The 20,616-nt window shown below is 56.7% G+C and carries 28 protein-coding genes and 1 other RNA gene; 17 read left to right on the top strand and 12 right to left on the bottom strand.

The window, feature by feature from the left end:
• Positions 1–203: 203 nt before the first annotated feature.
• Positions 204–2,480, bottom strand: a complete 2,277-nt coding sequence (locus SH139x_RS09890) for a terminase gpA endonuclease subunit (protein ID WP_488355084.1) — start codon at positions 2,478–2,480, stop codon at positions 204–206.
• Positions 2,470–2,676: a hypothetical protein gene (locus tag SH139x_RS09895; protein WP_488355085.1), complete on the bottom strand. Its 207-nt coding sequence runs from the start codon at positions 2,674–2,676 to the stop codon at positions 2,470–2,472. The genes SH139x_RS09890 and SH139x_RS09895 overlap by 11 nt, the downstream gene beginning before the upstream one ends.
• Before the next feature lie 259 nt (positions 2,677–2,935).
• Here SH139x_RS09895 and SH139x_RS09900 point away from each other — a divergent pair, with 259 nt between their 5' ends.
• The 11 genes from SH139x_RS09900 to SH139x_RS09950 all read left to right on the top strand — a co-directional run bounded on the left by SH139x_RS09900 (position 2,936) and on the right by SH139x_RS09950 (position 7,230).
• Positions 2,936–3,793: an amidoligase family protein gene (locus SH139x_RS09900; protein WP_488355086.1), complete on the top strand. Its 858-nt coding sequence runs from the start codon at positions 2,936–2,938 to the stop codon at positions 3,791–3,793.
• A 288-nt stretch (positions 3,794–4,081) separates the two neighbouring features.
• Positions 4,082–4,351 (top strand): hypothetical protein, encoded by a 270-nt coding sequence (locus tag SH139x_RS09905; RefSeq protein ID WP_488355087.1) that lies wholly within the window; start codon positions 4,082–4,084, stop codon positions 4,349–4,351.
• Positions 4,352–4,426: 75 nt separating this feature from the next.
• Positions 4,427–4,642, top strand: coding sequence for a hypothetical protein (locus tag SH139x_RS09910; RefSeq protein WP_488355088.1), 216 nt, complete (start codon positions 4,427–4,429; stop codon positions 4,640–4,642).
• A gap of 255 nt (positions 4,643–4,897) precedes the next feature.
• The gene (locus SH139x_RS09915) at positions 4,898–5,149 is read left to right on the top strand and encodes a hypothetical protein (protein WP_488355089.1); all 252 of its coding nucleotides are present in this window, start codon (positions 4,898–4,900) and stop codon (positions 5,147–5,149) included.
• Positions 5,149–5,216: hammerhead ribozyme type II (locus SH139x_RS09920), an RNA gene on the top strand. Before SH139x_RS09915 ends, SH139x_RS09920 begins: the two co-directional genes overlap by 1 nt.
• Positions 5,204–5,731 (top strand): winged helix-turn-helix domain-containing protein, encoded by a 528-nt coding sequence (locus SH139x_RS09925; RefSeq protein WP_488355090.1) that lies wholly within the window; start codon positions 5,204–5,206, stop codon positions 5,729–5,731. The genes SH139x_RS09920 and SH139x_RS09925 overlap by 13 nt, the downstream gene beginning before the upstream one ends.
• A gap of 18 nt (positions 5,732–5,749) precedes the next feature.
• The gene (locus SH139x_RS09930; protein WP_488355091.1) at positions 5,750–5,986 is read left to right on the top strand and encodes a hypothetical protein; all 237 of its coding nucleotides are present in this window, start codon (positions 5,750–5,752) and stop codon (positions 5,984–5,986) included.
• Between the two features lie 266 nt (positions 5,987–6,252).
• Complete coding sequence (locus tag SH139x_RS09935; protein WP_488355092.1) at positions 6,253–6,441, top strand: hypothetical protein; 189 nt, start codon at positions 6,253–6,255, stop codon at positions 6,439–6,441.
• Positions 6,434–6,667, top strand: a complete 234-nt coding sequence (locus SH139x_RS09940; protein ID WP_488355093.1) for a hypothetical protein — start codon at positions 6,434–6,436, stop codon at positions 6,665–6,667. Before SH139x_RS09935 ends, SH139x_RS09940 begins: the two co-directional genes overlap by 8 nt.
• Positions 6,667–6,906 carry a DUF4314 domain-containing protein gene (locus SH139x_RS09945; protein ID WP_488355094.1) on the top strand — a complete coding sequence of 80 codons (240 nt, stop codon included), beginning with the start codon at positions 6,667–6,669 and terminating at the stop codon, positions 6,904–6,906. Before SH139x_RS09940 ends, SH139x_RS09945 begins: the two co-directional genes overlap by 1 nt.
• A 3-nt stretch (positions 6,907–6,909) precedes the next feature.
• The gene (locus tag SH139x_RS09950) at positions 6,910–7,230 is read left to right on the top strand and encodes a hypothetical protein (protein ID WP_488355095.1); all 321 of its coding nucleotides are present in this window, start codon (positions 6,910–6,912) and stop codon (positions 7,228–7,230) included.
• A 9-nt stretch (positions 7,231–7,239) separates the two neighbouring features.
• Here the strand turns inward: SH139x_RS09950 and SH139x_RS09955 are convergent, their stop codons facing one another.
• Positions 7,240–8,550, bottom strand: coding sequence for a DNA modification methylase (locus SH139x_RS09955; RefSeq protein ID WP_488355096.1), 1,311 nt, complete (start codon positions 8,548–8,550; stop codon positions 7,240–7,242).
• A 120-nt stretch (positions 8,551–8,670) separates the two neighbouring features.
• Here SH139x_RS09955 and SH139x_RS09960 point away from each other — a divergent pair, with 120 nt between their 5' ends.
• On the top strand, positions 8,671–9,201 hold the full coding sequence (locus tag SH139x_RS09960; protein ID WP_488355097.1) for a hypothetical protein: 531 nt from the start codon (positions 8,671–8,673) through the stop codon (positions 9,199–9,201).
• 115 nt (positions 9,202–9,316) lie between these two features.
• Positions 9,317–9,583 (top strand): hypothetical protein, encoded by a 267-nt coding sequence (locus SH139x_RS09965; protein ID WP_488355098.1) that lies wholly within the window; start codon positions 9,317–9,319, stop codon positions 9,581–9,583.
• Positions 9,584–9,936: 353 nt separating this feature from the next.
• Here SH139x_RS09965 and SH139x_RS09970 read toward each other — a convergent pair whose 3' ends face one another.
• Positions 9,937–12,123 (bottom strand): bifunctional DNA primase/polymerase, encoded by a 2,187-nt coding sequence (locus tag SH139x_RS09970; RefSeq protein WP_488355099.1) that lies wholly within the window; start codon positions 12,121–12,123, stop codon positions 9,937–9,939.
• Between the two features lie 103 nt (positions 12,124–12,226).
• On the opposite strand from SH139x_RS09970, the gene SH139x_RS09975 reads away from it, so the two are divergent.
• Both SH139x_RS09975 and SH139x_RS09980 read left to right on the top strand, forming a co-directional pair.
• Positions 12,227–12,448, top strand: a complete 222-nt coding sequence (locus tag SH139x_RS09975) for an addiction module protein (protein WP_488355100.1) — start codon at positions 12,227–12,229, stop codon at positions 12,446–12,448.
• Positions 12,445–12,741: a type II toxin-antitoxin system RelE/ParE family toxin gene (locus SH139x_RS09980; protein ID WP_488355101.1), complete on the top strand. Its 297-nt coding sequence runs from the start codon at positions 12,445–12,447 to the stop codon at positions 12,739–12,741. Before SH139x_RS09975 ends, SH139x_RS09980 begins: the two co-directional genes overlap by 4 nt.
• A 10-nt stretch (positions 12,742–12,751) precedes the next feature.
• Here the strand turns inward: SH139x_RS09980 and SH139x_RS09985 are convergent, their stop codons facing one another.
• The gene (locus SH139x_RS09985) at positions 12,752–14,449 is read right to left on the bottom strand and encodes a DEAD/DEAH box helicase (protein ID WP_488355102.1); all 1,698 of its coding nucleotides are present in this window, start codon (positions 14,447–14,449) and stop codon (positions 12,752–12,754) included.
• 57 nt (positions 14,450–14,506) lie between these two features.
• On the opposite strand from SH139x_RS09985, the gene SH139x_RS09990 reads away from it, so the two are divergent.
• Both SH139x_RS09990 and SH139x_RS09995 read left to right on the top strand, forming a co-directional pair.
• On the top strand, positions 14,507–14,707 hold the full coding sequence (locus SH139x_RS09990) for a hypothetical protein (protein ID WP_488355103.1): 201 nt from the start codon (positions 14,507–14,509) through the stop codon (positions 14,705–14,707).
• Positions 14,704–14,910 (top strand): hypothetical protein, encoded by a 207-nt coding sequence (locus SH139x_RS09995; protein ID WP_488355104.1) that lies wholly within the window; start codon positions 14,704–14,706, stop codon positions 14,908–14,910. Before SH139x_RS09990 ends, SH139x_RS09995 begins: the two co-directional genes overlap by 4 nt.
• A gap of 14 nt (positions 14,911–14,924) precedes the next feature.
• On the opposite strand, the gene SH139x_RS10000 is transcribed toward SH139x_RS09995, so the two are convergent.
• The 7 genes from SH139x_RS10000 to SH139x_RS10030 all read right to left on the bottom strand — a co-directional run bounded on the left by SH139x_RS10000 (position 14,925) and on the right by SH139x_RS10030 (position 20,362).
• Positions 14,925–15,467: a RusA family crossover junction endodeoxyribonuclease gene (locus SH139x_RS10000; protein WP_488355105.1), complete on the bottom strand. Its 543-nt coding sequence runs from the start codon at positions 15,465–15,467 to the stop codon at positions 14,925–14,927.
• Positions 15,468–15,561: 94 nt separating this feature from the next.
• Positions 15,562–16,020 carry a DUF669 domain-containing protein gene (locus SH139x_RS10005; protein WP_488355106.1) on the bottom strand — a complete coding sequence of 153 codons (459 nt, stop codon included), beginning with the start codon at positions 16,018–16,020 and terminating at the stop codon, positions 15,562–15,564.
• Positions 16,021–16,079: 59 nt separating this feature from the next.
• Positions 16,080–16,835: an ATP-binding protein gene (locus SH139x_RS10010; protein ID WP_488355107.1), complete on the bottom strand. Its 756-nt coding sequence runs from the start codon at positions 16,833–16,835 to the stop codon at positions 16,080–16,082.
• A gap of 44 nt (positions 16,836–16,879) precedes the next feature.
• Complete coding sequence (locus tag SH139x_RS10015; RefSeq protein WP_488355108.1) at positions 16,880–17,113, bottom strand: hypothetical protein; 234 nt, start codon at positions 17,111–17,113, stop codon at positions 16,880–16,882.
• Positions 17,114–17,173: 60 nt separating this feature from the next.
• Positions 17,174–17,809, bottom strand: a complete 636-nt coding sequence (locus SH139x_RS10020) for a sigma factor (RefSeq protein WP_488355109.1) — start codon at positions 17,807–17,809, stop codon at positions 17,174–17,176.
• A gap of 197 nt (positions 17,810–18,006) precedes the next feature.
• A complete protein-coding gene (locus SH139x_RS10025; protein WP_488355110.1) occupies positions 18,007–19,194 on the bottom strand; it encodes a hypothetical protein in 1,188 nt (395 codons plus the stop codon).
• On the bottom strand, positions 19,172–20,362 hold the full coding sequence (locus SH139x_RS10030; RefSeq protein WP_488355111.1) for a hypothetical protein: 1,191 nt from the start codon (positions 20,360–20,362) through the stop codon (positions 19,172–19,174). The genes SH139x_RS10025 and SH139x_RS10030 overlap by 23 nt, the downstream gene beginning before the upstream one ends.
• Positions 20,363–20,616: the final 254 nt, after the last annotated feature.

Raw genomic sequence — 20,616 nt, forward strand, 5'->3', positions numbered from 1 at the left:
ATCGATAACTTGAGTTTGCAGCAGCGAGCAACGGCACTGGTCGCCTTTACCGTCTCGGCGAGTGCCTCAAGTTGGCAGTTGCGCCATCGTCTGTCTCGAGCACGTCATCGGGAAGCATTTTTAGGAGCCCTCGAATGACGATGACGAAGTCGCTGTCACCACTTTGTTCCGACACAGAGCTCTCGGCCAGGACAGTGATTGGCTTAATAATTTTGACTTCGCTTTCTGCGTTGAAGATTCTTGAAGCTGACTCGCTCCCGTCCCGGTGCGGATGGCCGATCGGTTCCGAACAACAACGCTCCCTGCATCGAGGCGGCGACGGCGGTGCCGACAAGGCAATCGAGCCAGTGGTTGTCGGGTTGTTCGGGGCGAGCTTTCCATTCGTCGACGGTTCGGCCGCGGCCTTCGGTGCGGACGAAGTATTCGGCAGTAACTTGCTCGGCGAACATGCGGTGTTGATCGGGGCGATCGCCGAAGATGGAGAGACAGCCTCGGTCACCCATCGCGACGGCAAGTCGCGCATGAGTGAAGGATTTCCACCAGTTCGTGTCGTAGATCACGTGACGGATCGCTCGCTTGCCGTGGATCGTGGGGACTCGCCAGTTGAGGCCGACGCGATCGCCTGGCCGGCGTTTGTATTCGCTGAACGGGTTTGAAGACGCTCCGACAAAGCGACCGTGCGAGGGTAGCAAGATCGAGGCGTGGGGGCTTTGCCGGCAGAATTGGTAAACGACGTCGGTGGAGTGGCCCCAGTTGGCGTCGATCAGACACCGGCCGATTTTCATTGCCGCTCCGTCGTCACGCTGCCATTCGCGGCCGAGCAGTTGATCAGTCAAGGATTCGAGGCCGGCGTAGATGCTGCCTTCGAGTCCGGTTCCCTCGCTCGCGGTGGCAAGCGTGTGTCGCGCATCGCGAAGGGTGAAGTATGTTCGCTGCTGGTCGGGGTATGAACCGTAGTCGACAACGTAGCCTGTAAAGTCGTCCTCCCAAGCGGCGACGACGTAGAATAAGAGTTTGCCTTGGACGTCGATGAACGCGGTGAGATGATTGCCGGCGATTGGGACTCGGGCTCGCGGCATGTGGTTGATCTTGGCGGCGACCTGGTCAGCGGTCAATTGATCGGCACCGACGGTTTCTTCCGGCAGTGGTTCATTTTGGTATTCGGCGAAGAACGCGGCTTCGTCTTGAAGTTTTAAGTTCATCGCGTGCTGGATCGCCGATAGCTCGTCGTGGTTGAATCGCTCTTTCCACGATACGTCCGCGCCGGCGTCCATTGCGGTTCGGTTCTGACGATAGAACTCAGTCCCGGCCGCTCCGCCATCGCCGGCCCGCAATCCCTCGCTGCGGATCTCGGCGTAGCGATGCCATAGCGTTTCGTTGGTGGGAAACGCATTCATCATGCGCGTCCGTTCGCCGTTCCATTCGGGATGCAAATCGCGGTTGAGGATGTTGTCGGCCATGTCGCCAGGGCGGATAACGGTGCAAGGCATGATTCCCGAAATCTTTTTGCCGGGGCCGGCGAGTCCCAGCACCGCGCCGGCGAGGATCGCTTCGCGGTTGGCGCACTGCGATAGCGATCGAGCCGATTCATCGGTTTGCGGGTCGTCCAAGACGACAAGCGATGGGCGAACCGTCTTGCCGTCGGGGCGTTTGAATTTCATCCCGCGGATGCGTCCGGTCAGGCCGGCGACCTTGATGATCGCCCCGCTTGCTTTGCTGCCGGCGATCGTCGGCAAAACGATTTCCTTGGCAGTCCAACCGATTTGCGTTCGCTTGCCTTTATAGAGTTGCCCGTTGGCGCGGTTGGAAATACCGTCCAACGCTTGGATCGGAAAGCAGACTTCGGGATAGTCGGCCAGCAGCAATTCGTTGGCGTCAAGTTCGGTTTTGATCGAATCGAGCATATCGCAGGCGTGACCTTCGTCGCTGCCGATCAGACAAACGAAGTCGCGATAGCCATTCAAGACCGCCCAAATGCAAGCGACCTCGGCGAGGGAACTTTTGCCAGACCCTCTCGCCATTGCGAGCGAGAACAATCCTCCTCTCACGACAGCTTCCTCGATCTTACGAATGACTTTGATGTGGTCCGGAGACCACGAGAGGTGAAACGTAAGACTGAAGTACGCCTCGCAAAAGAACTGGAAACTGCCGGCTGCCCTAGCTTTTCGTTCGATGTCCTCGACTTCCGGCAAGCCACCGATGTCTCGACCAGCCAGCGCGACGGCGGCGTTTCGCGCGCGGGCTTTCTCTTTGACTTTTGCGTACGGGTCTTCGTCGACCGGTGGCTTCGGTGCGTGTCGCTTTTCGATCAACCACGCGGTGAACTTCAACAGGTCGACGTGGGTGCCGTCGCCAATGCGAATACCTGCCTCGGTTCGGTAGCGATAGAGTTGCCGTTCGTTGAGCACTGTGCCGAGCGGCGTGCTATTAACGGTCCGGCAAATCTGGCTCGGCTTCATCCGTTGAATATCAATCGCCACGGTGTTTCTCCTGCAATAGCCAAGCGGTGTAGTGAACGAGGTTGATGGTGCCGTCGGCATTGGTCGGTGCGCCGTCGGCTAGGTCTTGCGAAATCTGCTCGGCGGGCACGATCTGCCGATAGGAACTCGTCAAAAGTTTGGCCAGTTGCTCGACCGTCAAACGGTTTGGGTTGACGCTTCTTGATTCGCCTTCCATGGCGGAAAGCCTCCGGTGCTTGGGGTTGTTCACGACACGCCGCACACGCGGGCGACTGTCGCATTGTTTTGCATGTTTGGCATCGTCGGCCGCATGTTTTGCTCGGCGAAACAGGGGCAAACGCGGCCGCGTGTGGGGGTCAAAAGAAAGCTGCAAAATTCCTGAACATTACTGCCAGACTTCGCTTGAGGTGTCTCGAAACGCATGGCTCATGTGTGTCAACGAAACGAATTCAAAACCCTTTTTCGGAGACACAAACATGCACGCCAACGACATCGCCTTCGGTATCGAAATCGAAACCCACATGCCCGGCCACGACCGCACACCGATCGGCGGCTACCACAACGGATTGCCGGTCGCTTGGCTGCCGGCCGGATGGAAGGCCGAACGCGACGGCAGCATCCGCACGCCAATGGGACGCAAACCATGCGAGTTCGTATCGCCGATCCTTCGCGGCTACGAAGGGCTGCGAAACGTGGAGACCGCGGTCGACGCGATCAAAGAACGCGGCGCGCGGATCAACGAATCTTGCGGGTTGCACATCACCATTTCTTGGAACGGCGACGCGGCCGCCTTGGCACGATTGATTTCCTTGATCGCCAACCATGAGAAGGCGATCTACGCGGCGACCGGCACCCGACGACGCGAACGGAACCAATGGGCGAAACAAATCAAGACCTACGGCAATAAGGACGCGGCGAAGATGCGATGCGAAAGCGACCGCTACCACCTTTTGAACCTGACGCACTTGGCTCGCGGCAAGAACCGAATCGAGATTCGGGCCTTCGCCGGGACGCTCAACAAAACCAAACTGATCGGCTACATCCAAATGATCCTCGGCTTGGCCGAACTCGCCCTTAACACCAAACGATGCTCGGGTTGGGACTACGCCAAGAAACCCGGAACCAAATCTTGCTGGGATCGCCCCGAAGCGGGCCACGGTGAAACGGAACTCAACCGGCTCTTCTACCGACTCGGTTGGACCAAGGGTTGGTACAAGGGCGACCTTCGCGACAAAAGGTTCGGTGAACTGACCAACGGCGAAACCGGATGCGATTTCCGGCCGGTCAAAAAGAAACTTCTCGATTTGGCCCGCAAGTACGACGCGGCGATTTGATCGCCGGCGGCTTGCCGCTCTGAAAACGCCGCGGATGGCCCCGCGGCGTTTCTTCGTTTTGTCGGCGGCCGGCGGGCAACGTCGCGGGCAAACGGCATAAGTAATAGGTAGGGGCCGACATCGTTGACGGACGCGACACGGGGCGTTTGTGCGGCACGTCGGGCATCTCGAAAAACATCGAAAAACCCAGCGAATTGTTGCCGGGATCGGCTTGAGCTTCATTGAAACGCATGGCTCATGTGTGTCATCGCAAGAACGTTTTTCATTCACCCAAACGGAGAGACAAACATGACCCTCGGACAACTGATTTCGCTCTTGGAAGAGTACCGCGACGAACACGGCGAAGACTGCGAGGTGCGGTTGATGACGCAACAGAACTGGCCCTTTGAAAACCGCATCGCCGGAGTCACCAGCGGCGCGGAGATGAACGAAGGCGACGACGAGGACGAGGACTACAACGACCAAGACGTCGCCGACGACGCGATGGTCTACATCGTCGAAGGCGGACAGATCTGCTACGGCAGCAAGCGGGCTTGGGAAACCTGCCGCGATTGCTAACCGCGAACCACTGGGCCGACGGCGCGACGAGCGCCGCCGGCATTCTCTGTTTTCAATCTCAATGGACTCCAAAACATGACCAATCGAGACTCGATCGAACACGCATACACCGCGGCGCACATTCGGGCGCTGGCCCTTCTTGAAAACTTGCACCAACGGATCGAGGACATGCCGGCACCCAGCGACCACGGCCCGGCGATCGGATGGGATAACGTCGGAACGCTTCGGCACCTTTGCGCCCGCTTGGAAGAATTGATGGAACCGAACGAACCGGACGACGACGGCTCGTAATCGGCGATGATTCAAGAGACCGCCACACGCCGCGACGCTGGCCCGACGACGCGGCCACTGTCCGTTCACGGGTTGTTTTCCGGAGGTCGTTTTGAATGCGACACAGCGGCACGCTGGGGCCGAGGAAAGAATATGCAAAAAGACCGTGAAATACTGCTGCGAATAGCTTGAGCTTATTCCCGATCCATGGCTCACATGTGTGTAACGCCGAGCGAACGGCGACGAACAAAACTCTTTTCCACGAGAGACCCAACCATGGCCCTGAACGAAACGCAGAATACCAAAGCCTCCACCCTGGCAACCGAGATGAAAAAGCTCGACGCCAAAACGTACCAAGAGATTCGCCAGTCGTACTACCAGATCGCCGACGAACTTCGCCCCTTGGTCGACGCCCTTGAGAGGGCCGATGCCGACCTCGGACCGAACGGCCCGCTTTTGGAAGAGCACTACATCTTTTGCGAGATGCTCGATCAGCTCAACAAGAGCCTGCTCGGCGCAGTCCTGTAAGCCGAAACGCGGAGCGGAACCGCGTCGTCGATCGGTGGTTCGATCGGCCTGACGATGGCAGCCAACCTCGGACACTTGTTGGGAGTGATGAAGATGCAAAAGGCAGATGTAAAGATTGGTGGCGAATACTACGCAAAGGTCACAAACCGAAAGGTGGTCGTACGGATCGACGCGGAGCACTCCTCCGGCGGTTGGGATGCGACGAACCTCGCGACTAACAAAAAGGTGCGGATCAAATCCGCCGGTCGCCTGCAGGGGCCGGCGCGACAATCGACGCCAGCCCCTGAGACTCCCGTCCGCGAACGCACCGCAAAGCCGGCGATCGAAAACGCGAGCGACGCGGCCGCGGGTGAGAAAACGCTCTCGTGCGTCAAAGCGGCTTTGCAGGTTTTGGAGACGGCCGGCGAACCGATGAACGCGCAGGAAATGATCACCGCGATGATCGAACAAAACCTCTGGGAAAGCCCCGGCGGCAAGACCCCGCACGCCACGCTCTACTCGGCTATTCTCCGCGACCTCAAGCGCGGCGACGAAAGCCGGTTTGTGAAAACGGAACGCGGCCGGTTCACGGTTCGCAGCTAAGTAATAAGGACGCTTACGATGCAGAAGCACTTTTATGACCTGCGAGGGGTTACCGATTTGAGCGAAGGTGAACGCGCAACACCCGAACCCGGTGTGACGTACGACCAGCGGACCATCGAGAACCAGACGGTGGCTGCGGGAACGGTCGAGTATGTCTTTCGAGAAGGGGATACGTTGTTCGCGCGAACTTCTGATGGTACGTCCTTTCCAGTCACCGGAGCAGGTTCCTACGTTTTGGTTCCCCGCGGTTTGTAACTGCGGGCCCGTCTCTACTTTGGTGACGCTTCGCCACACACGCCCGACGCTGGCCACGTTCGGGCGTTTTCTCGTCAGTGGGGCCATCGGCTGGCCGTTTGCGATCGGCCGACACGCGGCGTTTGTCGCGGTCATCTTTTGCCGCCAAGAAACATCCGAATTCTTTTCAGATGTTTGCCGGACCGCGCTTGATGTTTCTTCAAAAGCTTGGCTCATGTGTCACACGCAAACAACGTTTCAATTCTTTCAACAGCGGAGACCAACGCATGTCCCACCTTCAGGCTCGACGATTTCGGGCCACGATTCAAATGGCCGACGGCCGGCGAATCGAAATCGATGAACTTTTGACGGCAGAGCAACACACCGCCGACGCCAAACGACTCGGTGCTGTGAAAGTTGAACTCGACAACGGCACCGAAATCTTCCTCAACACAAAGCAAAAACCCCATGAGTAACAAACAAACGCTTCACGCGCGGCCGATCGAACCAGCACCGGCCTACGAGAACGGACACCAGATCGCCCGCGACCTGTTGCAACACATCGAACTGCAACTCGACCGGATGGTTCGGCCGGATAACAAATCGCTGCGGTGGACGCACGTCCGGGCGATCAACCTCATCAACGCTCAACTCTCCGAGGTCGCGGCGTTGCTCGACGAAACCAACGGAGTTCGCAACTGATGAAACACGCAGCAAACCTCAAGGCGGGCGACCGCGTCCGCCTGGTTTCGATGGCCGATGACCCCGACCCGATTCCCGCCGGCGCGACTGGAACAGTCGCACGCGTTTATCCGCACAGCGATTGGACGCAAATCGATGTCGCCTGGGACAACGGCCGGTCGCTGATGCTTTCCATTCCACCGGATGTCGTCCAAGTGCTCGATGCGTCCGACCCCAATTCTCAATCCAAAGGAAACTGAACCATGTCCACAAGAGCCATAATCGCACTGCGGCTACCAGACGATTCGGTCCTCGCGACCTACCTGCACTTCGACGGCTACCCCGATCACGTTTTACCGATCTTGCAAAACGGTTACCTCGATCCCGAAGAAGCCCTCGAATTAATCCAGGGCGGCGAGATCCGTTCGCTGCCGCCGCGGCCGGAGCCGCCGGAGTACTTCGCGACCAGCCGTGCAACAGAGGAACTGGCCAACGCATCGGAGCTGCCGCGTCTCGCTGCATACTTAAACGCTGAGCATCTTTACTTGATGACAGAGGCCGGTTGGACGCACGAAAAAATTTAGCGACACCGATCACCGCATGTTCTCCTCGCGAGCACCGACGGGAATCGGTGACTCGCCGGTCCGCTCGAGCACCGCCTTCTTGCCGGTAAAGCGTTGGTACCGATCGACAATGACGTCGCAGTACGGCGGATCGAGTTCCATCAAGAACGCTCGCCGGCCGGTCTGTTCGGCACCGATCAACGTCGAACCGCTGCCGCCGAACAGGTCAAGCACGTTCTCGCCCTTGCGTGACGAATACTGCATCGCCATCACGGCCAGTTCCGCTGGCTTGCCGGTGAGGTGTTCGAGCTTTTGCGGGGGAATCTTCTTCACGTGCCACAAGTCCGTGGCATTGTTCGGTCCGAAGTACTTGTGCCCCGCACCCTCACGCCAACCGTAGAACGCCCATTCGTGCGCGCCCATGAAATCTTTGCGCGTCATGACGGGATGCATCTTGTCCCAGATGATGGCCTGCGAGAAGTACAGCCCGCATGCGGACAAGACAGGCGGATAGTTAGCAATGTTGCTGAACCCTCCCCAAATATAGAAGCACCGACCGGGTTCCAAGACACGAGCAATGTTGCCGAACCAAGCTTTCAACAGCCGGTCGAACTCTTCATCGGAAACGAAGTCGTTGGCCAGCGGTCGATCCTTGGCCCGCATCTTCTTTGGGCCCTCTTTGGTCTTGCCCTTGCCGGCCTCGAAGGAGCTGTTGCCGGCCGCGATCGCATTTTTGCTTCGCGGTTCGACTTTCACGTTGTACGGAGGATCGGTATTGCAAAGATGGATCTTGGCGCCGCCGAGCAGCCGATCGAGGTCTTCGACGCTGGTCGAATCTCCACATAGCAACCGGTGATCGCCGAGGATCCACAGGTCGCCGGGTTGGGTGATCGCCTCGTCTGGCGGCTCGGGAACGTCGTCCGGATCGGTCAGCCCCTCCTTGGTGCCAGGATCCAATAACTTCGCCAGCTCGTCGGAGTTGAAGCCCAGCAGCTCGCAATCGAAGCCGGATTGTTGTAGCGAGCCGATTTCGATCGGCAGCAGATCAAAATCCCACTGAGCGTTCTCGCCGGTTCGATTGTCGGCGATCCGGTAGGCTTTCACAGCTTCGGGTTCGAGATCCCGGGCGACGTGAACCGGTACCTCGGCCAAGTTCAATTGCTTGGCGGCTTTCCATCGCGTGTGGCCGACGATGATGACGCCGTCCGGATCGACGACGATCGGTTGCCGGAAGCCGAACTCGTTGATACTTTGAACGACGGGAGCGACCGCGTCATCATTGATGCGAGGGTTGTTTTCGTAAGGCTTGATCCGATCAAGCGACCACATTTCGACCTGCATATTTGGCCCTTCCGAGGCGAGAGAATGAAACGGGAAGGGTTCGGTCGGTCGTTGGCTGGGTAGATGGGTGGTTGGTGCAATAAGTGCCTATACTTCCATAAGCGGCAAAGTAGTGACGCGTTGGATTTGAGAATGCCAGATAAATCTGAACATGATACGGAAGCTGATCGCAAATCCTTACGTGGAGGAAGTCAATTCAACCTGCGCGGCATGCTCTATTTGACTGCGGCTTTCGCTTTGTGGCTTGTTGTGCTACCCGGCTTGCGAAGCGAACCGTTTGCGGTTGCCATCTTTTGGACGCTCGCAATCATTGCTGGGGTTTGCGGCCATCTCATGTACACGTATTTGCTCCCCTGGCGCGGCACTGTGGTGACAAGCCTAATAGTGCTGTCGGTGACAATATTCGCGGCAGTGGCGACTCTCTTTGGGGCCGGTGATGGTGTCATTGACATTCTCGCGTTGCCGATCGATCTGTTTGTACATCAAAGCTGGTCTAACCGCATATCGTTCACGTTTCCCGTGTTTGCATGCATTTTAATTCTTCTGGCCGCTCATCCCATCAAGCCGGGCTTGGTTAACGCGATCATTACGGCCATTGGAGTCTCATTGTGGTACGGGCTGGCAATTCTGATCGCGGCGAACTCCGGCTAGTTCGTCAGAGTCCTTCGTGCCGCGCACGTTCGGACACTCAAAACCAACTGTACTGAATCTCGCGGCTGTTCCCGGGGCCCTGAAGTGCGTTTTGACAGCCGGGAAGTACCTAATCTTGCCTTGTCGATCGCGATTCTCTGCCACTTTGGCACTGGCCCGCGACCGCCCCTACGTTCGCGACTGTCGCGTCCTCATGCGAGGCCGCATCGACTGCCGTGTTGGCATGGGCGATGCGACTCACGGCGACCTTTGCTACACGCGGGGCGAACTCACCACACCAATCATCGTCGTGGATAACGGGAAACTGACCATCAGGCGACCAATGCTCGGCTTCGACATCGGGGATCACCGGCGGGTGCCGACGGCACTCGCCACGGCCTGACCGGATGCCTTGACGGTTGCGAGCCGGCTCAAAGTAGCGGCATCGGGCACATCGAATCTTTGACAAGTGAGGATCCTTTCGTGTTCGAGAAATTAGAAGTGTCACCAAGTTCTGTCACACTGCCCTCTCGTGCGCGTGAATGCGTATCGCGAGGGTATGAGCGTGACAGGGAGACACATATAGAAAGAGAGAGAGTTTTTTCCTTTATTTATGGGGTTTTTCCATTCTGCGAAGTGTCACCAATGAGGGTGACACTTCGGGACAGATGTGTTCCATTTCGGCGTCAAACTCCGCACAGAAGCCTGCAAATGTCACTGGCCGGTGACACTTGGTGACACTTTGGTGACGCATCGTCAAACACCGACGGCCGCGTATCCTTGTGTCGTGCGGGCGGAGGATTGAATGGTCGTTGGTTCGATCTCGCCTTGTTGCACCAGCGTCATGACGACTTGGTCAAACTCGGCGGCCTTCAGTTTCATCGTTCGCATCAAGTCACGACGTGATGCTGTTCGATTTTTCGATTCGGCGATCTTGCTCATGAATTTCAAGCATTCTTTGTGAAACGGGTTCTCCGCAACGTGGACGGATGCAAGATAGAGTTGGCGGCGGGTTTGGTGCAGTGAGAACTCGCTGGCCCATTGGACGGCGTCGAGCGTGATTTGGGGCTCGAGGTGACTCTCGCTGACCGCATAAATCAATGCCAGCTTCTTGGCGTGCTCGCACGTCCGACTCCAAGCGGCTCGTCCAACCTCGTCGCCTGCATCGTCTGCGTTGTCGTATTCGACTTCAGTCTGCAAACGTAGTTCCGTGATCGCTGACTCTGCGTCTGGCGTCAGTGGGACGCGAAGCGGCTTCGGGTGAAGGTCCATAAAGTTGCCGCCACCGGGATGGAAGTCTGCCCACCATTTCGCGATGTCGAGAATGTCATCGGGCAGGTCGCGAGCCGAGCCCGGCGTTTGGCCTTTGCCTCGCTTCCCAACGTCGATGATGTTCAGCCGAGCGAAAAAGCCGTTGGTGAGCATCCGCTGCGATAGCGATTCGTAGAAATACTTGGGTGTCGCGGTGCCGAATAACGTCAGGTGAGGTTGGTCCACATAGCCCGCTTCCTTCTGATTGGCTTTGACCCGCAACGGATAAAAGTCGCCGGCTGAGGTGTAGAGTGTCAGCAGGATGTTTGGGATCGATTCGCGACTGCTATCGCGGTCGAGGTTGATTTGACGTAGCACGCCGTCCATTTCGTCGTTTTGAAAAAGCATTTTGCTGCTGCGTGCCAAGGCGTCTTGGATCCCTTCGCCGGACGCGAACTTGTCGCCGAGTGCTTGCGACTCGCCGATTTGAAACAGGATTTGTGAATTGACTTTGCGCGGAAATTCCTTGCCGGTGCCGCTTCCTGCCAGAGCGAGCATATAGATGTTGGTGCGAAGGTCTCCGCTGGTCGCTACTTTTCGGCCGGCCAGGTAAGACTGTAACGCCATTGCTCCGCAGAATGCCAAGGCAACGTTCGGGTAAGGTGCGTTGGCGAGCGTGAAGTCCATGACAAGTCGGACAAAGCCCGGCACATTGAATAGGTGTTCGGGAAGATGACCAGGGTCTGTGGCGACCTTCGTCTCTTCGCGTTCCGGTTCCGATCCTACGACAACCTTCGGTGAAGCCTGAAACCTGCTAAGGTCCACGACCTCGTTGGCCGGCTCAATTGTGCCTTCGTCGCGCAGCCAGCCAAATGGACGATCGTGCGGCTTGTTTGCCGCTTGGTTGATCTTGTGTTGCAGTTCGCGGTCGGACCATGGCGGTAAACATCGCGGGTTGTATTCGGCAGCGAGGATTGCGAGGGCGCGGTCTGGTTCGATGCCGAAGCCATGAACCAGCGCGGTCGCGGCGGCAAACGTTTGGTTGTGACCGCTGCTTCCGGAGATCGCTGGCGGCATCGCGGCGAGGTACGCGATCGCTCGGGCTTCGACGTCATGTTCGACTACCGGCCGTGCATGAGCGGTTGATTGCTTGATAGGTGCCGGCACGCCGCGCTTGACGATCACGGCATTGGCCAATGCTTTCACGCAAGCGGCCAGCATCGGTGCGGGAACGATTGCGGGCTGGACGTCGAGAACATCGTACGGTTCGTCATCGGGGTGAATGCTCGGACCGACTACGGTTTGTCCGCCGGTCGACCGCAGCTCGACGATCATCGATCCGTCGCTGGGGTCTTGGTGCTTCTCGGTGGTTGCGTTCGCGGCGATGTACCAGCGGTGTGATTTTGGCGACGAAGGCCGACCAGTGATGGCCGGCGTCGGCGGAAGATATTGATCGGCTAGCTCGATCGCTTCGGGACAATCGAGGTCAACATCAACAAGCCACCCGGACGGTTCGCCCAGGATGATGCCGACGTTGCAATTGTCGGGAAAGACGTCGGGAGCCAATCGCAGGTTTGTCCAATCACGCCGCGCGGGGGACTTCGACCGCGGGCGCAACGGCACACAGTACCAGCCACGCTGGCGATAGCGTTCGACCTGAGTTCGTGTGTCGATTGGAACAGTCCCGGGCACAGGTTATACTTTTAAGTCGGCCGTGGTTGCGCAATTGTCCTTGCGAGAATCAACGCTAAGTCGATTTAATCCGTCGTTGGCATTATCCGTTTGGAGGGTTCGCATGAATCCAGTTGAAGTTCCTCCTGAAATCTTGAACCTTTCAGTTACAGCTCGATTGGAGTTGGTCGGTAAGATCTGGGACAGCATTGCTGAAGACGGACTTCCGCCACTGACACAAAAGCAGCGTGAACTGCTTGACGAACGTATTTCGGAAGCTGACTCAAATCCACAAAATCGAATTCCAGCTTCAAAAGTTTTTCGTGATGCTAGGCATTTGAATTGAGTTGGCGAGCTTTCTTTACGGATTCGGCTAACCTGGACTTGCTCGGTGCCAGAGATTGGTACGAGAAAGAACGAGCAGGCCTGGGCCTTGAATTTGTTGGCGAAGTAGAGTCGGCGACAATGAGGATTGAATCGAATCCCGAACAATTCGCGATAGTGTATCGAGATGTTCGGCTGTGTCCGGTGAAACGTTTTCCGTACATCGTCGCCTTTAGGATTGAAAATGAGTTCGCGGAGGTCTTGTCGGTGATGCATGCACATCGATATCCTGAATTGTGGAAACAGCGACGATGAAGAAGTCTCATTAAAAAGGTGCTTCTTCCAAAGCTTCGTTTGGGATTTGACCAAGCGTCTGTTTGGTGATGCGATCGTATTTCTGACCTGCGATTGATCGGACCGTGATCAATTCGGGCGCGGCGATTAAACCGACTTCGGCCAGATCGAGTGCTTCCTCCGCCGTGGTGGGACACGGATCGAGACAACGCTCTCGCCACCACGCTTCGGCTTTGCGTCTGGCGTAGCCGGAGTGTTCGATGCAGATGAACTCGCTTTGCCAATGATCGAGCCCGATCATGTAGTCGACTCGCAAACATCGGGGGGCGTCTTCGTCAGCATTACGCTTTCGGTGAATACGATAGATCACGTCTCGCACCTCGTATTCGGTGTCTGTGACCTCGCCGGATAGCACGCCGGCTTCGCTCGCTTGTGCGTCATGGGCTTCACGATCCGGCGGCGGGAACGGATGACCGCACTCGGGACAGTTCGCATAGCCACACGCGACCAGGGCGTGGCACTTTTCGCATTCCTTGGCCGGCGGTTCACTGCCAAGTCTATGTTGTTTTTCCTTCGGTTTGATCTGGTCGATCGGTCCGTGCCGTTCGATGTTGCCGCCGAAGTCGAGGACCAGGCAATTCTGTTTGTCGGGATGCAAACGAAAGCCCCGGCCGACGCATTGGTAGAGCAAGCCCGGCGACATTGTCGGCCGGAGCATGACCACGCAATCGACGCGTGGTGCGTCAAAGCCGGTGGTTAGTACGTTGACGTTGCAGAGGAATCGGAGGGGTTGGTTGTGGCATAGGCTTCCAGCCTGTGAGGGAAACAACTCAGGCTGGAAGCCTAAGCCACCTTCACCACGAAAGCGTGCCAACAAGGCATCGCGTCCATCCGCCGGCGTCTGGCCGGTGACAAAGCCACACTCGATGCTGTGGTTGTCTCGCAACGTTTCGACGACTTGCCGCCCGTGTGCCACGGACGTTGCGAAGATCAGCACGGCCCGACGATCAGCCGTCAGGTCCACGATCTCGGCACACGCGGCCGACACGAGAGCGTCGTCGCCGGCCAGTTGCTCGACCTCTTCACTGACGAACTCGCCGGCACGCATATGAACGCCCGAAAAGTCCGCGCGGTTGATGCCAGCTTTCGATACCAGCGGGCACAGATAGCCGTCGCGGATCAGTTCCTTGATTCCGATTTCGTAGCAGATGCTGTTCAGAAAATGATCCGGCGAACAGATCATGCCCGAATCAAGCCGAAACGGTGTCGCGGTCAAGCCGATCACACGGACATGCGGATTGATGACTTTGCAGTCGGCCAAGAACTGGCGATACATACCGTCACCCTTCTTGCTGATGAGGTGCGCCTCATCAACCACGATCAAGTCAAACGGATCGAGATCGCAAGCTCGCTTGTAAATGCTTTGGATGCCGGCGACCAACACGGGTGTGTTCGTGTCTCGTTTCTTGAGTCCGGCTGAATAGAGCCCCACCTTGATCTCGGGACACAGCCGGCGCACTTTATCGGCGTTCTGTTCGAGCAACTCCTTCACGTGGGCCAGGATCAGAACGCGGCCGTTCCATTGCTGGACCGCGTCCGACGCAATCTTCGCCAGTACGAGCGATTTGCCGGCACCGGTCGGCAATACGGCGACCGGATTATCGTCGCGGCTGCGGAGGTGGTTGTAGACCGCGTCGACGGCTGCTTGTTGGTAATCTCGGAGCTTCACTGGACGCCTCCCGCAGAGTAGAATGAGCCGGTCAAGCACGCCAGTAGGAGAAAAGAAATGAGTTCAATCGAAGATCGCATCACCAAATTGGAGCATGCCGTGTTCGGAAAGAACGCGGAGCCAGGCCGTGACGAATGGCAAACGACGGTGGGAATGTTTCGCGGTGATCCTGTGATGAAGGAAATACTTGATGACATGCAGGAGGAACGGGAGCGAGAAAGACAAGAGGCTCGCCAACGTACGGACGACAACGAATGATTATTTTGGACACGGATCATGTGTCCATTCTGCAATTGGAAAATCAACCCGCAGAACAACTGCGTGGTCGCCTGATTGAAGCAAGTGACGAGTGGATCGGAACGACGTTTATTACCCTGGTGAACGATGCATTCCTTCTTACCGCAAACGCCCGCGACTTTGAAAAGGTGCGGGGCTTGCGTTATCGGGGTTGGCTTTCTTAGAAGGGTGGATAATCTCACAGTCGGTCCTCCACACGCTCGTCCAGCAACTCGCCGTTGTGATATTTCTTGCCGCGCACGATCGGTGTCCCCTCGGGCAATTGGCTATTGATCGCCGAACACCTTCCGCAGATTCGGTCTCCAGGGCCAGTCGAATCAAACACTTTGCGGCACCGCAGGCAAGTCCGAAAGCCGGCTTGGCCGATCGGTGCCGGAACGTGTTGGACAACCACTTCGGCGCGCGGCTCTGCGGGGTCAGGTTGATGCTTTTCAACCGTCAAACGAACGATCTGAGCGTCGTCGTGATACGCTCCGCCGAACTGCATCGCATCCAACAACGCTTTGAGCGAATTGTCGACATCGCGGCGGCGACGATCGGGCGGAATCAAGCGAATGTCGACGATTAAATCGCCGTCGTATGCTTTGATGTTCTTTCGATTCAGCAGTGAACCAACCGTCGCCTGGTATTGGCGGCCCTTCCTGCTGACCAGCACGCGGTTACCAACGTGTCGCCAGTATGTGTTGACCGACGGTGGGAAGGGCAGTTTGAGTTTGAACATAACGCAAGTCTGGCAACGTGAAAGAAAACGGCCGGTCGGCAAGTTGTGCCGACCGGCCGTTGGACCTGGAAGCGATCAAGCAGAGGCCGCGCGGCTATCGCTTCCAGGGGGCATCCGTGCCACTTGCTTTCGACGCCACGATCGGTTCGGCAATGGCGTCCTTTTTGAAGTAGCCCTTCACTTCATTCTGCAACTCGCCGGTATCGTTGCGGCGTTTTAACTTGACCGCGATTACGCAAGGTAGATTGTGCAGGTCGGTCGAGTCATCTGGGGTGAGCATACCGACAGCACGACAGATGGCTGACAACTCGCGACGAGCAATTTCGACCGCCGTCGCGTTGGGGTTGTCGAGATTGAGCCGCACCCAGAGGAGACGGTTCGAGTACTCGCCCTCCACGATCTGAAATGTCAATTGGAGGTAGTTTCCCGCGCCCGATTTCGTCGGCTTCATTTCGCTGTCGACGATGACGGCGACATACTTGCCGGCGGGAATCGGTTCGAGATCATCTGCCGGTTCGACAGTGTTGGCATCAAAGCCTTGGAGGTTTGCCATGGGGAGTCTGCAGTCCTTAGTCTGGAGTTTGTAGGTGGGAAGTTCGGTAACTAGATCAATCACTTGGCCATCGCAGCCACAAAAGCGGACCAGGACAGGGGAAGTTCCTCGGCGATGCCGTAACGGTTTTTAGCCACGCAGCTCGGCGAGCCATAAGCACGCATGACACGTTCGCCCCCGTCTTTGCCGATAGCGTGAGCGACCGTGCGTTTGCGGTTGAACCCCGCGTCCTCGCTTTGAGTTCGCATTTTGCGGGTGGCGAAGAGGACCGCGTCGCACCATTCTTTAATCAGCGCGGCGGCGTGTTTGTGCAGTCGCGGAGAGTAGCGATCGTAGGGTGAAGATTCGGGATCCTCGAACCGTTCGACCTTGGAGTGCGCGATCAGGATCGTCACCATGCCACGCGAACGAAGCACATTGAGCAGATCGAGCACTTCACGCCACAGGGAGAGGGCGTGCATGTAACCTCGAGCGTACCCGCCATCGACCTTTTCGATCGACTCGACGCCGTATTGCCCGCAGAGCTTGTCCCAGACAAGACGCTCCAGCCAATCGAGCGAGTCGATCACGACGGTTTCGTAATCGTGCCGCTCGTTGACGAGCGTTTTCAGAGCGGCGATTGTCTCATCGAACTTGGTCGCCAGTGGAAAGCGATCGCATTCGAGCTCATCGAGGCCGTCTTCGGTTTGAATGAAGATCGGCTTGGGGGCTTGGCTGCCAAAGGTCGATTTACCGATCCCTTCGACACCGTAAAGCAGAACGCGAGGCGGCTTCGCTTGCCGGCCGGACTGGATGGTTTCGAGTAAGTTGGTCACTGTTTGGTTAACTCCGTTGCTGGATGGATGTGAGGTTGGATTGTTCAAATGGACTGGATGTGTTCGACATCAAAGTTGCCGTCGCGATCGCTGGTCACGAGGTAGTGCTTGAAGTCGAGCTGCACGACGAAACGCTGTTGAGTGCCGAGTTGCTGACGCAGCGATTTGCACGCTCCGGTGAACTCTTTCGACGCTTCGTTGAAGCGATCGGCGGATCGCAGGTAACGGCCGACGGCGAGCGAAATGGCGACGCGACGTTCGATGTCCAAGCTTGTCATGCAGGCTCCGTGGTAGATTAAAAATGACGTTTGAGAGTGAGGCGTTTGTCTATCTGTCACTTAATCCAAACGCTCACTTTCCTTCCCGCGATGGCCTTCCAAAGCCAATCCTCGGGCCTTGAAATGGTCAGCAATTTGCTGTCTTTGTCGCGCGAAAACGCGGTGCGAAAGTTTCATTTTTTGTTTCGTTTCGCCAAAGTTGAGAGTCATCAGACTACGCGCGACCGGTCGTAAATTGGCGGGCAACGTTGCGATCGCCTCTTGTACGTCGATCGTCAGTTGCAATTCATCGATCTGCTCTTTACGACAGAGACCGAGTCGTCGATCGCGATCGGCTTGCGTCAGCGATTCACGAATCGTGATTGTTCCATTGCCACAACTGATCAATGCTTCGGTCGATTGCAGGCCATTGGATTTCGCCGGCATTCGACGATTGCGGGAGCGATCTCGAATCAGTGTGCTGATTCTCGACCGAATGACGCGATTTATGAACGTATTGAGTTGGCTCTTCTGTGGATCGTAATAGTGAGCCTGTCGAAGCAGAAACAGCGTCAATTCCTGTTCGATGTCCTCTTGATCTTCTCCGGCAAACTCGGGTCGCCCACATAGTCCGATGGCTTTAACTCGAACCATCCGCGCGGCATAGGCGTTGAAAATGCCATCGACCCCCGGGCCGCTAATTTGGCTTGTCGCCATGATCAATCCCTCCGGCTGAGGGAGGTTGCGGACCGCGATCAATACCGACAGAAACCACGCCGGCGACCCTAAGCAGGCCGCCAGATCCGCGGGTCGACACCGTGCGGCCGAGTTCAATTCCTCAGCCGCGGATGGGGCCACACAACTCGTGTGAGATCTCCACAAACGGTGTGATCCCGGAAATTTTCGAGAAATTGTCAGAGCATCCAGTCGTATTCGCGGTCCGGTCGGTAGACCAGCGTCGAACCGCGGGTGATGGTCGCCGACAGGTGGTTGGCGAGTTCCTCGTGCGATTCGCGAATCTTCTTGATGTCACGCGTGATGTTCTGTGAAATCGTATTTGCCGTTCTTGAGGCATCGGATTTCTTGCGGATCTTTCCGCCAATTCCTTTTGCCTTGTCGATCGTCTTGATGATCTCGAAACGTTCCGATTCAAGTGAAGCGATCGCGCCGATATCGTTGTTCCGTTTCGCTGCTTCCAATTCAGCTGCGATTTCGGTTACTCGCGACTTGTACTTGAGAATGGACTCGGCATCGGTGATTTCCTCGGATAAGCCACCTGCACGACGAGCATCCGTGCCCAACCGCAACGCCTCCAATTCGGTCGCTTCGATCGGCCGGTTTGGTTGCGCTAACAGAGCGGCGATGCACCACGTGCCAGCGGTCTCGACCATCATGTGGCGTTTGCCCGCAAACCATATTTCACGGATATTACCGATCAGTTGGAACGTGTTACGGTGGATCGGTTCCGCCTCGGCGAAACCCAACGCAAGTAACAACTTTCGCCGCGCATGCTCCACCGCCGTTAACGAACCGTCGTGGTACTGAATCAATGAATAGAGAGACATCAAAACGCCGTCAGTTGCTTTCAGGAACGCACTGATGGCACTGGTTTTCACGCGACCGGTCGGATGAAGAACGAGATAGGGCTTTTTAGCGTGCGCCGCGATATGGGTGATTGCTGTCGCGGCCAGGGATACTTGACCGCGCAGGCACAGATACACCGGTCGCCCGCCCAACTCAACGGGCAGATCGCCCAGCAATGTTTCGTGTAACGTCCGACCGATCGGTTCGTGGTTGGCATCGATGTTCAAAGCGTCGGCAATTTGCCGACTAAACGCTCGCACATCCCAACGCCAGCAAACCACGTCCGCCGGTTGCAACGCAATAAAGCGGTCCTGGGTGTGGTCTAACGCGGCGACGCCAAACGAATCCGCCACGACTCGTAATCGCCGGCCAATCGGCTTCGGATAAGTCGCGGCATTCCGGTTTGTCGCGATCAAGAACTGGCAAAGCGACTCGAACTCGGTATCGAGTTGCATTTGCCACCAGATCAAGACATCCGACAGCTCCCCTGCTGCCTCAAGCGTTGACCAAAGTTTCATCTTTCGCGATTGCTTGAAAAACAGGTTTCGGCAGAATAAAACCGCGCGTTCGCATCCATGCCTCCAAACGTATCGCGTCCTCATCACGCGTATAGCTCGCCACGTTTCCGCGGCAGATTGAAACTGAACGCCACGTTCGACTTCCAGCGAATAAGACGCTCAACACTACTTCTTCGATCTCATGATCTTCGGATAGCGTCTGCCCCGTCGCTTCGAGATACTCAAACAAGTCTGCTGCACCCCGAATTTCATAGGGGTCTCCTGGGCCTTCAGGACGTAACAACACTCGCTTAAGCTTGACATCATCGATTCCTTCTGCCGGGCTGGCTGCTAACGAGTCCACACCTTTCGTAATCAACGGCGATAGTGAATACTTGTTGCTGCCGGGGAAACGGTTGGGATCGTTGTAGAGTAGTTTGCCAAAATGAAAACGAAATAGTTCCTTCGCCCGTTTCACTTGCGTATTCAAAGAAAGCTCGCCACTCAGCAGGTCCAACGCGACGGTCGCGTACTGTCGTGGACGCAATAGCTTCGTTGTCACATCGTCACCTTCGACGCTCTCAATGCGATCGTACAGCCCGCCGTGAGCGATCGTCCACTCCCATCTTTCTTTCATATAGTTTGGATAAATTTGGCAATGGCGGTCACGATGATTTTCGATGAAGAAAGCAGACAAGCTCTCAGCTAGTTTTATCACCTCCGCCTCACTCGGCATCGTTGGTGACACATCGGGTCCATAAGCTGGAAAGCAGTCGCGGCGCCGACGTCGGCGAAGCACTAAGCGGGAATGCGTCATCTCGATCAGCGCCGAATTTCTCGTCCATACATGGAAAGCGAAATCGGCCGGTGTCATCGGAATACTCGAATCGATCGTGACGCCGGCAGCACTTGCGGCCACGATCAAGACGCCCATCGCCCTAGGAGTCGACATTTCGTGCAGCAAGTACAGATGATCGATCAGCGATGCCGGCATCTGCGGGGTGGGATTACGAAGAATTGCAATCAGTTGTTCATAGTTGAGCGTCTCGGCCTCGTCGGGCGACGGCAAGACTAAATCTCGCGTGGCAAGATAGCCAGCGTAGGGTCTCAGAAGGGCGAGGAGATTCTGAGGTGCAATGGACCGTAGGGTCTCGATGTTGGTAAAGCGATGCAGATTAAACGTTGACATAAAAACACAGGGCTCTTTCGTGAGCGGGTACGTCCTTGGCGAGTGAGGGCCAGCGTATCCAGATTGCTAGCAAACGTGATGGATCTCTAGGCGTATTGGACACGGAGGCTTGGACACCTTTGGTCACAACGGTCAGGAAAAAAACTCCGAATGTGACGAAAATGCAGGAAAAACCGAGGTGAAAAAATTTCCGGCGGAACACTGAGAATCCCTTGACGGCGAACTGTCCATATCAGTGGGCAGCGATGTCCAGC

The sequence above is a fragment of the Kothea flammea genome (genome assembly GCF_052161645.1).
Classification (GTDB): domain Bacteria; phylum Planctomycetota; class Planctomycetia; order Pirellulales; family Pirellulaceae; genus Laterigemmans.

What these genes read in the sequence shown, in the direction of transcription:
- SH139x_RS09930 (WP_488355091.1), top strand. Translation starts at nt 5,750, where the DNA reads ATGCAGAAGCACTTTTATGACCTGCGAGGGGTTACCGATTTGAGCGAA.
- SH139x_RS09895 (WP_488355085.1), bottom strand. Translation starts at nt 2,676, where the DNA reads ATGGAAGGCGAATCAAGAAGCGTCAACCCAAACCGTTTGACGGTCGAG.
- SH139x_RS09990 (WP_488355103.1), top strand. Translation starts at nt 14,507, where the DNA reads ATGAGTTCAATCGAAGATCGCATCACCAAATTGGAGCATGCCGTGTTC.
- SH139x_RS09945 (WP_488355094.1), top strand. Translation starts at nt 6,667, where the DNA reads ATGAAACACGCAGCAAACCTCAAGGCGGGCGACCGCGTCCGCCTGGTT.
- SH139x_RS10005 (WP_488355106.1), bottom strand. Translation starts at nt 16,020, where the DNA reads ATGGCAAACCTCCAAGGCTTTGATGCCAACACTGTCGAACCGGCAGAT.
- SH139x_RS09950 (WP_488355095.1), top strand. Translation starts at nt 6,910, where the DNA reads ATGTCCACAAGAGCCATAATCGCACTGCGGCTACCAGACGATTCGGTC.
- SH139x_RS10025 (WP_488355110.1), bottom strand. Translation starts at nt 19,194, where the DNA reads ATGAAACTTTGGTCAACGCTTGAGGCAGCAGGGGAGCTGTCGGATGTC.
- SH139x_RS09905 (WP_488355087.1), top strand. Translation starts at nt 4,082, where the DNA reads ATGACCCTCGGACAACTGATTTCGCTCTTGGAAGAGTACCGCGACGAA.
- SH139x_RS09940 (WP_488355093.1), top strand. Translation starts at nt 6,434, where the DNA reads ATGAGTAACAAACAAACGCTTCACGCGCGGCCGATCGAACCAGCACCG.
- SH139x_RS10020 (WP_488355109.1), bottom strand. Translation starts at nt 17,809, where the DNA reads ATGGCGACAAGCCAAATTAGCGGCCCGGGGGTCGATGGCATTTTCAAC.
- SH139x_RS09975 (WP_488355100.1), top strand. Translation starts at nt 12,227, where the DNA reads ATGAATCCAGTTGAAGTTCCTCCTGAAATCTTGAACCTTTCAGTTACA.
- SH139x_RS10015 (WP_488355108.1), bottom strand. Translation starts at nt 17,113, where the DNA reads ATGACAAGCTTGGACATCGAACGTCGCGTCGCCATTTCGCTCGCCGTC.
- SH139x_RS09995 (WP_488355104.1), top strand. Translation starts at nt 14,704, where the DNA reads ATGATTATTTTGGACACGGATCATGTGTCCATTCTGCAATTGGAAAAT.
- SH139x_RS09955 (WP_488355096.1), bottom strand. Translation starts at nt 8,550, where the DNA reads ATGCAGGTCGAAATGTGGTCGCTTGATCGGATCAAGCCTTACGAAAAC.
- SH139x_RS09925 (WP_488355090.1), top strand. Translation starts at nt 5,204, where the DNA reads ATGGCAGCCAACCTCGGACACTTGTTGGGAGTGATGAAGATGCAAAAG.
- SH139x_RS10000 (WP_488355105.1), bottom strand. Translation starts at nt 15,467, where the DNA reads ATGTTCAAACTCAAACTGCCCTTCCCACCGTCGGTCAACACATACTGG.
- SH139x_RS10030 (WP_488355111.1), bottom strand. Translation starts at nt 20,362, where the DNA reads ATGTCAACGTTTAATCTGCATCGCTTTACCAACATCGAGACCCTACGG.
- SH139x_RS09900 (WP_488355086.1), top strand. Translation starts at nt 2,936, where the DNA reads ATGCACGCCAACGACATCGCCTTCGGTATCGAAATCGAAACCCACATG.
- SH139x_RS09915 (WP_488355089.1), top strand. Translation starts at nt 4,898, where the DNA reads ATGGCCCTGAACGAAACGCAGAATACCAAAGCCTCCACCCTGGCAACC.
- SH139x_RS09935 (WP_488355092.1), top strand. Translation starts at nt 6,253, where the DNA reads ATGTCCCACCTTCAGGCTCGACGATTTCGGGCCACGATTCAAATGGCC.
- SH139x_RS09910 (WP_488355088.1), top strand. Translation starts at nt 4,427, where the DNA reads ATGACCAATCGAGACTCGATCGAACACGCATACACCGCGGCGCACATT.